Origin of the sequence: Mesorhizobium sp. 2RAF21 (assembly GCF_052115345.1) — a bacterium.
Lineage (GTDB): Bacteria > Pseudomonadota > Alphaproteobacteria > Rhizobiales > Rhizobiaceae > Mesorhizobium > Mesorhizobium terrae.
Genome location: NZ_JBFRGM010000001.1, coordinates 106,436 through 119,272 on the forward strand (window position 1 = coordinate 106,436; position 12,837 = coordinate 119,272).

10 protein-coding genes and 1 riboswitch are annotated in these 12,837 nt (G+C 63.4%); of the genes, 3 read left to right on the plus strand and 7 right to left on the minus strand.

Features of this window, described 5'->3' with window-relative positions:
- Positions 1-6: 6 nt before the first annotated feature.
- A complete protein-coding gene (gene serA, locus AB4136_RS00555; RefSeq protein WP_024922953.1) occupies positions 7-1,608 on the plus strand; it encodes a phosphoglycerate dehydrogenase in 1,602 nt (533 codons plus the stop codon).
- Positions 1,609-1,690: 82 nt separating this feature from the next.
- Here serA and AB4136_RS00560 read toward each other — a convergent pair whose 3' ends face one another.
- The 3 genes from AB4136_RS00560 to AB4136_RS00570 form a co-directional block, all read right to left on the minus strand.
- A complete protein-coding gene (locus tag AB4136_RS00560) occupies positions 1,691-2,308 on the minus strand; it encodes a ParB-like protein (RefSeq protein WP_024922954.1) in 618 nt (205 codons plus the stop codon).
- Between the two features lie 3 nt (positions 2,309-2,311).
- Entirely contained in the window at positions 2,312-4,063 is a 1,752-nt protein-coding gene (locus AB4136_RS00565; protein WP_441930077.1) for a SulP family inorganic anion transporter, read from the minus strand.
- A 101-nt stretch (positions 4,064-4,164) separates the two neighbouring features.
- On the minus strand, positions 4,165-5,055 hold the full coding sequence (locus AB4136_RS00570) for a DMT family transporter (RefSeq protein ID WP_024922956.1): 891 nt from the start codon (positions 5,053-5,055) through the stop codon (positions 4,165-4,167).
- 211 nt (positions 5,056-5,266) lie between these two features.
- Here AB4136_RS00570 and AB4136_RS00575 point away from each other — a divergent pair, with 211 nt between their 5' ends.
- Together AB4136_RS00575 and AB4136_RS00580 are read left to right on the plus strand one after the other, a co-directional pair.
- Positions 5,267-6,556: an adenylosuccinate synthase gene (locus tag AB4136_RS00575; RefSeq protein ID WP_024922957.1), complete on the plus strand. Its 1,290-nt coding sequence runs from the start codon at positions 5,267-5,269 to the stop codon at positions 6,554-6,556.
- Between the two features lie 74 nt (positions 6,557-6,630).
- Complete coding sequence (locus AB4136_RS00580) at positions 6,631-8,430, plus strand: hypothetical protein (RefSeq protein WP_024922958.1); 1,800 nt, start codon at positions 6,631-6,633, stop codon at positions 8,428-8,430.
- Between the two features lie 49 nt (positions 8,431-8,479).
- On the opposite strand, the gene AB4136_RS00585 is transcribed toward AB4136_RS00580, so the two are convergent.
- The 4 genes from AB4136_RS00585 to AB4136_RS00600 form a co-directional block, all read right to left on the minus strand.
- Positions 8,480-9,445, minus strand: coding sequence for a DUF2865 domain-containing protein (locus tag AB4136_RS00585; protein WP_081766826.1), 966 nt, complete (start codon positions 9,443-9,445; stop codon positions 8,480-8,482).
- A gap of 182 nt (positions 9,446-9,627) precedes the next feature.
- Positions 9,628-9,939 carry a hypothetical protein gene (locus tag AB4136_RS00590; protein WP_024922960.1) on the minus strand — a complete coding sequence of 104 codons (312 nt, stop codon included), beginning with the start codon at positions 9,937-9,939 and terminating at the stop codon, positions 9,628-9,630.
- Between the two features lie 146 nt (positions 9,940-10,085).
- On the minus strand, positions 10,086-11,900 hold the full coding sequence (locus AB4136_RS00595; RefSeq protein WP_024922961.1) for an ABC-F family ATP-binding cassette domain-containing protein: 1,815 nt from the start codon (positions 11,898-11,900) through the stop codon (positions 10,086-10,088).
- 15 nt (positions 11,901-11,915) lie between these two features.
- On the minus strand, positions 11,916-12,563 hold the full coding sequence (locus AB4136_RS00600; RefSeq protein WP_024922962.1) for a thiamine diphosphokinase: 648 nt from the start codon (positions 12,561-12,563) through the stop codon (positions 11,916-11,918).
- Positions 12,564-12,683: 120 nt separating this feature from the next.
- Positions 12,684-12,798: riboswitch (TPP riboswitch) on the plus strand.
- Positions 12,799-12,837: the final 39 nt, after the last annotated feature.

Below are 12,837 nucleotides of genomic sequence, written 5' to 3' on the forward strand. Positions count from 1 at the left end.
GCAGCAATGGCGCCCCGCGTTCTCGTTTCCGACAAACTCTCCACCACCGCCGTCCAGATCTTCAAGGATCGTGGCGTCGAGGTCGACTACCTACCCGACCTCGGCAAGGACAAGGAAAAACTCCTCGAGGTCATCGGCCAGTATGATGGCCTCGCCATCCGTTCGGCCACCAAGGTCACCGAGAAGCTGATCAATGCAGCGACCAATCTGAAGGTCGTCGGCCGCGCCGGCATCGGCGTCGACAATGTCGATATTCCCGCCGCCTCGCGGCGCGGTATCATCGTCATGAACACGCCTTTCGGCAACTCGATCACCACCGCCGAACACGCCATCGCGCTGATGTTCGCGGTCGCCCGCCAGATCCCCGAAGCCAACGCCTCGACCCATGCCGGCAAATGGGAAAAGAACCGCTTCATGGGCGTCGAGATTACCGGCAAGACGCTCGGCCTGATCGGCTGCGGCAATATCGGCTCGATCGTCGCCACCCGCGCCGTCGGCCTCAAGATGCATGTCGTCGCCTTCGACCCGTTCCTGTCCGAACACCGCGCCGAGGAACTGGGCGTCGAGAAGGTCGAACTGGATGAGCTGCTCACCCGTGCCGACTTCATCACGCTGCACACGCCGCTGACCGACAAGACCCGCAACATCATCAATGCCGAGGCCATCGCCAAGATGAAGACCGGCGTGCGCATCATCAACTGCGCGCGCGGCGGTCTGGTCGTGGAAAAGGACCTGATCGCCGCGCTGAAGAGCGGCAAGGTGGCCGGTGCCGGGATCGATGTGTTCGAGGTCGAGCCAGCTGAAAGCAATGAACTCTTCGACATGGAGAACGTCGTCTGCACCCCGCATCTCGGCGCATCGACCTCGGAAGCGCAGGAGAACGTCGCCTTGCAGGTCGCCGAACAGATGGCCGACTATCTGGTCAAGGGCGCGGTTACCAACGCCATCAACATGCCTTCAATCACGGCCGAGGAAGCGCCGCGCCTGAAGCCCTTCGTCAAGCTGGCGGAAGTGCTCGGCGCCTTTGTCGGACAGGTCACCGAAGACCCGATCACCGAGGTTGAAATCCTCTTCGACGGCTCGACCGCGCAGATGAACACCAAGGCGCTGATCAGCGCTGCCCTGGCCGGGCTGATCCGGCCGCAGGTTGCCGACGTCAACATGGTGTCGGCTCCGATCATGGTGAAGGAACGCGGCATCATCGTCGCCGAGGTCAAGCGCGACAAATCGGGCGTCTTCGACGGCTATATCAAGCTCACGGTGAGGACCGAGCACATGACACGCTCGATCGCCGGCACCTGCTTCTCCGACGGCAAGCCGCGCTTCATCCAGATCAAGGGCATCAATCTCGACGCGGAAGTCGGCCAGCACATGCTCTACACCACCAATGCCGACGCGCCGGGCATCATCGGCCTGCTGGGCACCCTCTGCGGCGAGAACGGCGTCAACATCGCCAACTTCCAGCTCGGCCGCAACCGGCCGGGCGGCGATGCCATCGCCCTGCTCTATCTCGACGCGCCGTTCCCCGAACCCGTGCTGGCCAAATTGCGCGCCCACCAGTCGATCGACTCGGCCAAGCGCCTGCAGTTCGACGTCAATCCGGCCTGATGGCATTCGCGCAGCAACTGAAAGGGCGCAGGCAAAATCCCGCGCCCTTTCAGTTTGCGGTGCTTTTGCTGGCGTCAAACACTCAATCGTCGGGGCCGCTCCAGCCTGGCAGGTGGCTCGCGGATTTGTCCTGCGACAACGTGGTGGCCTTCTTGGCCGCCTTGTCGAAGCTGTCGGCCAGTTGGCCGGCATCGATGCGCCGGCGGAAGAAATCCGCCCAGAGGAATTCCGCGAAGGGCGTTGTATCCTTGGCATAACCACCGGCTCGGCGCACCGCACCGGCCAGGCTGCGGTAAGGATCGTCGACCAGCTTGTCGACGGATTTCGGCAGATCTTCGTACGTGCGCCGCCGTCCCGACGCATCGAATGGATGCATCCAGGCGCGGTTGTCCAGGAAGGTCAGGAATTCTTCCTTGGTGAGTTGCGACAAGTCAGCCAGCACGCTGATCAGCACCTTTTCCATGCCCTCCTCGTGCAAGGCGCGGGCGAGATGGTGATGGTCGACGACGAAGGGCCGTCCCTTGGGGCCGATCACCGCCGGGATGAAATGCGCCCCGAGGAAATCGTCCTTCTTGTTCGCCGGCAATGCGCGCAGTTCCTTGCGTTTGAGCGCGACCTCACGCAGGCCGACCGTCATTTGCGTGGGGCGCAATTCATCGACGGAAACCGGATGCAAAACAGGTACGATGTTCCGTGGCATGGTTCATCCTTTCGAGGTTGAAGCGGGCGGCATAGGGTCCCGCCGGGTCGTCTCGCTGGTGGCGATGGCTGTTATGGCATTGTCGACACTGCGGAAAATGGCATTCGGCCCCAGCATCTCAACGATGCCGAAACGCTCCAGCGCCTTCTGGGCCCGCACAGTTTCCAGCCGGGCGATCCGGAAAGAGATGCCGGCATTCCGGCAATGCTCGATCACCCCGCGAAGGGCTTGCGCGGCCGTGAAGTCGATGTCGATGACGCTGCTTGCCTCGAAGACGACATGCTTCAGGGTGCCGGTGCTGGCATCGATCATGGCCCGGAATTCCTGGCCGAACCCTGCCGCGTTGACGAAGGAAAGCGGCGCCTGGAACGCAACCACCAGCACGCCCGGCACACGTTCGCCTCGTGGATCCCCGCTTGGCGGCCACCAGATGGAGGTGCCGGGCACCTTTTCGAACTCGATGGCGGCCGCCTGGGTCATGCCCCAAAGGCCGTGCAGCAGCGAAAGCCCGATGCCGATCGCCACGCCAACTTCGATCGGGAGGGCGACGATGGCAATGGCAGTGATCATGATCAGCGCGAATTCCAGCGGCGCTTGCCGCAACGTACCGAAGAACGTCTGCCAGCGCAGGATGCGCATCGCCACGAAGAACAGGATGCCGGCAAGCGCGGCTTGCGGCACACTGGCAAGCAGGCTTTTCCCGAACAGCACGAGCAAGAGGACGATTGCCGCCGCGAACAGACAGGTGAGCTGCGAACGCCCGCCCGTTTCGCTGACGATGGCCGTGCGCGGCGGGCTGGAATTGACCGGAAAGGCACCGGCCAACCCGGACAGCAGGCTTGCCGCCCCGACGCCGACGAAATCGCGGTTCACGTCCGGAGGCGTGCCGGACTCCCCGGCAAACGACCGCGTGGTAGCGGCCGTCTGCACCATGACGATGATCGCCACCAGCAAAGCCAGCGGCACCAGCGTGCGCATGTCGTCGAACGTCACCTGCGGCAGGCCGAGACCCGGCAGGCCGGCCGGCAAGTTGCCCTGAACTGCGACGCCGCGACCGGTCAGGCCGAGCGCCGTCACGGCGAGCGTAGCCACCGCCAGCGCAATCAACGCGCCGGGAATGCGCGGGCTTATGCGCTCGCATCCCGTGACGATCGCGAACACCCCAACGCCGAGCGCCAGGCTCCAGAAATTGACCTGGCCGAGATCGGCCCTGACAGCGGCGAGGCGCTGAAAAACGTTGCCGCTGCCCGACGGCAGACCGAGCAACTCCGGCAGCTGCGAGACCAGGATGTGGATGGCAATGCCGGCAAGAAAGCCGGCCATGACCGGCACCGACAGGAGATCCGCGATCCATCCCAATCTAAGCAGCCCGCCGGCCAGCACGATCGCGCCCACCATCAGCGCAAGCAGCGCGGCCATCGCCACATAATGGGGTGAGCCGGATGTGGCGATCAGCGCAAGGCCGCCGGCGAGGATTGGCGTGATGGTGGAATCCGCCCCCACCGACAAATGCCGGCTCGCGCCGAACACGGCAAAGGCAAACACGGCGGCGATGAAGGCGAAGAACCCGACTTCGGGAGAGAAATCGCCGAGCCGCGCCGTTGCCATCTGCTCGGGGATGGCAATGGCGGCGAGCGTCAGTCCGGCGAACAGGTCGCCGCTGAGGTCGCGGCCGCTCCAGCCCTGCAGACCACGAAGAAACAGAGCCGGTCTCGCCATCGGCTTCCCGACCCGATCTCCGGTTCCCTCCAGCATGTCCGGCATCCCTTGTCGGGAGGTTTCTCAGCGCATCAACCTAGGCCATATCCCGCAAAGGACAAGCGGCAAGATGGCCTCGACTGCTTCGCCGGCGGCGTTCAGGCGATCGAGCGGCGGCTGCCATGCTCGGCAAGCCATATGCCGCCGAAAACCAGTGCCAGGGCGATTGCGTGATAGATGTGGAAATCCTCGCCAAGAAGCACGATCGACAGGAGCGTGCCGAAGATGGGCACGAGGTTGATGAACAGGCCCGCACGATTGGCGCCGATCATCTCGATGCCGCGGATATAGGCCACTTGCGACACCACTGAGGCACCAATGGCCGTGTAGAGCGTGATTGCCCAACCGCGAGAATCCGGAAAAACCGCGACGCTGCTGGCCACCTCCCAAACGAAGAAGGGTACAGAGGTGACCAAAGCGGCGATTGATAGTGCAAGCATCAGGCTTTGCCACTGGAGAGCAGGCTTCAACCGAAGCCCGACCGAATAGCCGCTGTAGAGAATGACGGCGACCAGCATGATCGCGTCGCCAAAGTTGAGATTGAGGCGCATGAGCCCAGCCAGGTCGCCATGGCTGGCGGTGATGACGACGCCGACAACCGTCAGAGCTACGCCCAATGCCTGCGCCCACCCCACCCAGAGCCTAAAGAAGATGAAATTGGCCACGATGATGAGGATCGGCATGCTGGCCTGTTCGATCGAGACATTGATGGCGGTGGTGTAGTTGAGCGCCGCGTAGAAGATGACGTTGAACAGCGAGAACCCGCAGGCACCAAGCAGCAGGATCAGGAGCAGGTGGCGACGGATCACCGGCCAATCCTCGACAAATGCCCGCCCGCCGATTGGCAACAGCACAGCCACGGCGATCGCCCAGCGAAAAAACACCAGCGTCATCGGCGTGACATGGCCGACCGCCAGCTTGCCCGCCACGGCATTGCCGCCCCACAACAGCGTGGTCATCAGAAGCAGGGCATAGGCTTTTCGATGCAATCGGCGATCCCCCGGAACAATGCCGAAAAGCGACGACTTCCGACCTATGGCGCGCGGTGGCCCAAGTAAATGATGCAAATGCCCAAAATCTTGTGCCTACGAACGGCTTTCGCGGCAAAGAAAGGGTCGCGCAACGAAAGGCATGAGGCTATATGGGCCTGTCGTGGCGGGCTTTGCAGCCCGCTTTTGGTGTGCAGCAAGGGATAGTGATATGGCCAATGTGGTGGTCGTCGGCTCACAGTGGGGCGACGAAGGCAAAGGCAAGATCGTCGACTGGCTGGCGGATCGCGCCGATGTGGTCGTGCGCTTCCATGGCGGCCATAATGCGGGCCACACACTGGTCATCGACGGTGTCAGCTACAAGCTGGCGTTGCTGCCCTCCGGCCTCGTCCAGGGAAAATTCTCGGTCATCGGCAACGGCGTCGTTGTCGACCCTCATCACTTTGTCCAGGAAATGGAAAAGCTGCGGGCCCAGGGCGTGACCGTCACCCCGGAAATCCTGCGCATCGCCGACAACGCACCGCTGATTCTGTCGCTGCATCGCGAACTGGACGGTATCCGCGAAGATGCGAATTCGGCGCTGAAGATCGGCACGACCCGCCGCGGCATCGGCCCGGCCTATGAAGACAAGGTTGGCCGCCGCGCCATCCGCCTCGTCGACCTCGCCGAGCCGGAAACGCTGATGCTCAAGATCGAGCGGCTTCTGGCGCACCACAATGCGCTGCGTCGCGGCCTTGGGCTGAACGAGATCGAGGCGACGACGATCCATGAGGAACTCACCTCCATCGCCGACCAGATCCTGCCTTTCATGGACCAGGTCTGGCGGGTGCTTGAGGAAAAGCGCAAGGCCGGCGCCCGCATCCTGTTCGAAGGCGCGCAGGGCGCGCTGCTCGACAACGACCACGGCACCTATCCCTTCGTCACCTCGTCCAACACGGTGGCCGGCCAGGCCGCCGCAGGTTCCGGCCTCGGCCCGACGGCGATCGGCTATGTGCTGGGCATCACCAAGGCTTATACGACGCGCGTCGGCGAGGGACCGTTCCCCTGCGAGCTCGACGACGAAGTCGGTCGGCATCTGGCCACGGTGGGACGCGAAGTCGGCGTCAACACCGGTCGTCCGCGCCGCTGTGGCTGGTTCGACGCGGTACTGGTGCGCCAGACCGTCAAGACTTCCGGAATCACCGGCATCGCTCTGACGAAGCTCGATGTACTTGACGGACTGAAGGAATTGAAAGTCTGCGTCGGCTATGAGCTGGACGGCAAACGAATTGACTACTTGCCCGCCTCAATGCGGGCACAAGCAGCAGTTAAGCCCATCTATGAAACACTTGAAGGATGGTCGCAAACAACGGCCGGGGCGCGCAGCTGGGCCGAATTGCCGGCACAAGCAGTGAAATATGTGCGGTATATCGAGGAATTGATCGGCGCGCCGGTGGCGCTCCTCTCCACCAGTCCGGAACGGGACGACACCATACTTGTGACCGATCCGTTTCAAGATTAATTGTCAAAGGCCTAGCGGGCCGGCTGATTTGCTCAAGGCCCGCTCTGGAAGCGAACGACAGGTTCGATTGAAGCATGGCAGATTTCGTTGCGGTTCTGAAAAAAACGCTCGACGGCCTCGGCGAGACGACGCCGGAGGTACGCGCGAAAGTCTATGACAAGGCGCGCGCCACCATCGAGAGTAAGCTGGCCGCAATCAATCCGCCGCCGCCGGCTGCCGTGGCCGATCGCCAGCGGCGCGCGCTGGAAGATGCGATAGCCTCCATCGAGAAGGAGTATGCAAGGCCGCCGGCCGCGCCAGCCCCCGCTCTCGATCCCCTGGCCGAGCTTGAGAACATCTTCTCCTCGATCGACCGCAACCGGAACCAGCCGACGCATGCCCGGCCGGCGACCAAGACCGAATCCGGTTGGCCGCCGTCGCAAACCGAGGCGAAGCCCCAGCCTGCCGCACCCGCCCGCGCCGAAGAGCGCCCGACACAGCCTTCCTGGCAGAGGCCTACGGCGGAAACACGCGCCCCGGAATCCAGGCCTCAGCAAAACACTGTGCCGCCGGCACCGCCCGCGAGACAAGAACCCTCCGCGCCCGGCCCCAAGCCGGCCCTCGAACCCGTTTGGCCCAAGCCGAAGACGGAGACCAAGCCGGTCTTCGATTTCGGCAAGACATCGTCGGCCACGCCACCGCCAGCCTTCGCCCCGGAAACACCCCGCAATGTCGGGCGCGACGATAGGGGTTCGGATTTCGCGGCATCGTCGGGCGAAGACGAGACTACAGACGAAACCTTCGGCGAGATCGACGAACCGGAACGCAAGCGCAGCTTCGGACGCATCATCGCGGCCGTCGTCGCGCTCGCTGTCCTGGGCGGCGGCGGTTACGGCGTCTGGCTGAACAAGGACGCCTTCAAGGGCATGTTTGGTCTGAACAAGACCGAGACTGCGGCCGACAAGCCCGCCCCTGCGGCGCCGGCGAAACCAAACGCACCCGCGCAACCAGCCACGGCAGCCAACACCCCAGCGCCAGCTCCAGCGCCGGAAAGCAGCGAGCCGCAGAAATTCACGCAGCGACTGCAGGCCGACGGCAAGGAAACCGATCCTGGCCGGGCCGGCGGAGCAGCCACCGTTGGCGAAGGTACGTCCGTCGTCGCGCTGACCACGCCGTCGCCGACCACACCGCCGGTCAGCACGCAACCACAGCCGGCCCAGGCGCAACAGCCGACGCCTCCGGCCGCGACGCCGGGTGCCAATCCCGCGGCCCCCGCTACAACGACGCCGGCCGCGCAAGGCACCGCGGCGCCAAGCACGCCACCCGCGCCGCAAGCCATTCCGGTTGGCCAGAAGGCTATCTACTACGAAGAACGCACCAGCGCGGCCGAAGGCTCGGCCCAGCCGGGCAATATCGTCTGGTCGCTCGTGCAGGAATCGCCTGGCGGCGATGCGCCGCCCGAGCCGGCGATCCGTGCCGAGGTGACCATCCCCGGCAAGGACGTGCAGCTGCGCATGACCATCCGCCGCAATGCCGACCAGACCTTGCCGGCCAGCCATATCATCGAGATGATCTTCCTGACCCCGCAGGGTTTCGAAGGCGGCGGCATCGAAAATGTTCTGCGCATCGCGATGAAAACGTCCGAGCAGGAGGCCGGCAGCCCGCTGATCGGCGTTCCCGCCAAGATCGCCGACGGCTATTTCCTGGTCGCGCTCAACGATACCAAGGCCGACCAGGACGCCAATTTGACCCTCCTGCGTAATCAGGAATGGATCGACATCCCCGTCGTCTACAAATCCGGCCGCCGTGCCTTGCTGACGATGGAAAAGGGGCTGCCGGGCGAAAAGATCTTCGACGAGGCGATGAAGGCCTGGCAGGCGAAGACCTCGGGATAATCGAAACAGCGTGCCGACGGCCGCTGCGCCGGCCCAAAGGCGAGGTCCGTCACGGGTCCGGCAAAAAAGCCGGACCGACGCTGCGGACCGATTTGCCGGCGGGTGCCGGCTGTTCCATCAAAGCCATGGGCTCAAGCGTCTTGATGGGCTCCACCGAAGCGGTGATCGGCAGCTGCCGCTCCGGCTTCTCCGTCGGCAGCGGAATGATCGCGTTGGCCATATTGGCGGGCGTAACCGTCCGCGCCCGCATCTCGTTGACCCTGCTGTAGTAGCGGCGGAGATCGCAACTCTTGAAGGCCGGATCGTCCCGATAACGGAACGCTGTCTGCAAATCCTTGTAGGGCTTGCGCTCGGCGACAGAGATCATCTCCTCCGTTTCCAGTCTGGGGTCGGTCAACGCAAAAACCTCCATGCCCTGGTCGTCGCAAATAAAGCGGCACTGGTCGACGGTTTCCTGAAGTTCCACATCCTTGGCGAATTGCGATTTCGGGGCAGGGAAGAAATAGCCGTCTGAAGGCCGCACGCAGTAGAGCATGGAGGCACCACCGATCGACATCGGACCAGACGCTTCACGCACGCGTTCGCGCCGTTCGGGCGCGCAGCCAAGTGCCGCGTACCGCGCTTGCAGGACGGAGACGCTACGCCGGCCGCCGCTCGCCACCATTTGCCTCAGCACGTCTTCGCGCATGCGCGCGAGATCGGCGCAGGGGTTGAAAAATCCGCCGGTGCTCTTGGACGAGCATTGCCGCCGCCGTTCCAACGCCTGGATGGCCACAAGCTGCCGCCGAAGTTGCGCCGACTCCGGGCTGGAGCCGCCTACACCGCTGCTGCGGATCTGGCGTGCCAGCGACGCGCACTCATCTGCCAATGCCACGGAAGTCGGCACGGTGACGAATGCGAGGAGCGCGACCACAATGGATGCAAACCACCGTCCTCTGGCAGATCTATTGGAGTTGGAAAAAAGCAAGCGGCCAGATCGCGTACCGCTGTTCACGCCAGTTTCAAGAATTCGCATTCGTGATTACGCCTTGATACAAGCTGCTCTTCCAACTTGTATCAGGCTATACCGACGTCACAGGATTATGAAAGAGCTTCATAATATACTGAAAAACGTGGTTACACGTCAGACCGGATACGAACACCAATCGTTAAGCATGAGCAGCGGCTGGTGCTGGAACCCAAGGCGGGAAAGTCGGCCTAGATACCAGAACCATGGAGTTCTTCTTCGCTGCCTTCCCAGGGCGTGGGCATGTCGGCCACGGTGCTGGCGGCGGCATTGGCGCTTGGCAGGGCCATCCAGCATTTGAGCTCCGGATCGGCATATTCGATCATATGGCCCGGATAGGAATCATTGGCGCGCCAGCCTTCCATTCCGTACTGGTCCGCCCGCGCCCAAAAGGCGACATCCACTTCAGCAGGGCCCTGCTCCGATGACCTGACCGTGACGAGGATGCGGCTGCCATCCCTGGGCGCGCTCGACATATGACGCCATCCGGTCGATTCCTTCATGAGCCATTTCCTCCATCGATCGAACGCAGTGCATCGGCAACCCGACACGCCAAGCGTAGCACGATCAGCCCCATAGAAATCAATGCCGGATTGGATGAAAAGAACGGGAGACCGACCGTAGTCCCACCGCCGGGCCTAGCGACGGCTCAGCCTTCCAGCTCCTCGCGCAGCATCTCCAGCTCGAGCCATTCTTCCTCGAGCGCAGCCAGCGTCACACGCTCCTTGTCGAGAGCGGCGATGGTTTTCTGGAACCCGGTCGGGTCGCGCTCATAATAGGCTGGATCGGCGATGTTGTTCTCGAGCCTCGCGATCGAAGCCGTCACCGCCTCGATCTTCTTCGGCAGGCTTTCCAGGGCGAACTTCTGCTTGAAGGAGAGTTTTTTCGCCGGCTCTTTCGAGACCTCGGCGCGCGGCTTTTCGGCAGCCGGGTCGGCAGCAGACTTGTTGCGCGCCTTGCGGTCCTCCAGCTTGGTGCCGCCGCGCTGGGCCAGCATGTCCGAATAACCACCAGCATATTCGACCCAGCGGCCGCCACCGTCCGGCGCGATGATGCTGGTCACGGTACGATCGAGGAAATCGCGATCGTGGCTGACCAGGATGACAGTGCCGGCGAAACCCGCCACCAGCTCCTGCAGCAGCTCCAGCGTCTCCATGTCGAGATCGTTGGTCGGCTCGTCCAGCACCAGAAGATTGGCGGGCCGCGCCAACACGCGGGCGAGAAGCAGCCGCGCCCGTTCGCCGCCGGAAAGCTCGCGCACCGGCGTGCGCGCCTGTTCCGGCTTGAACAGAAAGTCCTTCATATAGGACACGACATGGCGCTGTTCGCCGTTGATGACGAGGTTCTCGCCGCGCCCGTCGGTCAGGTAATGCGCCAATGTTTCATCCGGGCTGACGGCCTCGCGCTTCTGGTCGAGCGTGGCGATCTCCAGATTGACACCCAGCCGCACCGAACCGGCATCGGGCGCGAGTTCTCCGGTCAGCATTTTCAGGAGCGTGGTCTTGCCCGCGCCATTGGGGCCGACGAGACCGACGCGATCACCGCGCTGGATGCGGGTCGAGAACCCTTTCACGACGGTAAGGTCGCCGAAGCTCTTGTCGATATTCTTGGCCTCGATCACCAGCTTGCCGGATTCGGCGGCGTCGCTCGCCACCAGTGTCGCCGTGCCTTCGGCGCCGCGATGGCTGCGGAAGCGCTGGCGCATCGTTTGCAACTCGCCAAGGCGCCGCATATTGCGCTTGCGGCGCGCCGTCACGCCATAACGCAGCCAGTGTTCCTCGCGCACGATTTGTCGGCCGAGCTTATGTTGGTCGCGCTCTTCCTCCTCGAGCACTTGGTCGCGCCATTCCTCGAAGTGCGCAAAGCCTTTGTCCAGGCGGCGTGTCTGGCCGCGATCGAGCCAGACTGTCGCGCGCGATACGCGCTGCAGGAAACGCCGGTCGTGGGAAATGACGATCAGCGCCGACGACGTGCGCGCCAGCTCTTCTTCCAGCCATTCGATGACGGCGAGGTCGAGATGGTTGGTGGGTTCATCGAGCAAAAGGATATCCGGCTCCGGCGCCATTACGCGGGCCAATGCCGCGCGGCGCGCCTCGCCGCCGGAGAGATCGGCGGGCCGTTCCTCGCCGGTGAGACCCAGATGCTCCATCAGATAGGTGGCGCGATGCGGGTCGTCGGCCGGGCCGAGCCCTGCTTCGACATAAGCGCGCACGGTAGCAAAACCGTCCATGTCGGGCATTTGCGGTAGGTAGCGTATGGTGGCGCTCGGCTGCCGGAACAGCTCGCCGTCCTGCGGTTCGATCATGCCGGCGGCGATCTTGAGCAGCGTCGACTTGCCCGAACCATTGCGGCCAACCAGCGCGATCTTGTCGCCGGGGGCGGCGACGAGTTCCGCACCGTCGAGCAGCGGCGTACCGCCAAACGTCAGTTTGATGCCGGTAAGATTAAGAAGCGGCGGGGCCATGTCTGCTTTCGGCTCTCAGGTTTCAGGCAAGGGGAACGGATGGGCAAGCAACAACGCCCGGCCACTGCCAAACGAGATTTCGAGCTCGCCTTTCACCGCGTTGGAGATGGTCAGGGACGAACCGAAGGCCATTTCGATATCGTTCAGCGGCCATTTCGCACCCTTGATGGTAAGGCCGGTGAGTTCCGAAAAGCCGAGCACCGAAAACAGCGTATCGTCGGCATAGTCGAACCTGGCGGCATGGCCAGGCAGCAACGGAACGCCTTCCTGTGCGCCGCTGGTCAAAAGCACGTCGATGCCTTCCTCGGCCAGCCTTACCGCCAGCGCCAGATGGAGAAAGGCGTGGTCGGCCCGGGCGCCGCCGAATGCGCCGACCAGGATCAGTTTCGTGGCACCGCTTTGCCGGGCAATCGCCACGGCGAGCTCGCCGTCGGTCTTGTCCTTCTCGGCCGGAAATCGTTCCTGCGGCACCTTGGCCAGATGCGGCGGCAGGTTGGCCGGTGCGGAATCGAAATCCCCCACCCAAAGTTCCGGCAGCAACCCCAGCATATCCGCATGACGAATACCGGAATCCGCAGCGATCACGCGCGTACCGGCAGTCTGGATATCGAGCCGTGGCGTACGAACGAGCTCGCCGCCGAGCAAAAGGGTGAAAGTGCTCATGGGCGTCGCCCTTACCAGCCCCCATGCGGAAACGGAAGTCCATGCCAGCGCCCGCGCGACGTTCGATCCGCCCCGGCAAACTAAGGCTTGCACCCCGCGCAGGCCCGCTCTATGTCTTTTGCCGCTCTAACGGGGTGCCGGGTCGCGGTTTTCGCGGAACGGCTGAGAGGCGCTAAGCCAACCCGCTGAACCTGATCCGGCTTGTACCGGCGGAGGGATTAGACGCTTAGCCAAAGGCGCCAACTCTCCTGTCACACGAATGAAGGAGGCGTCG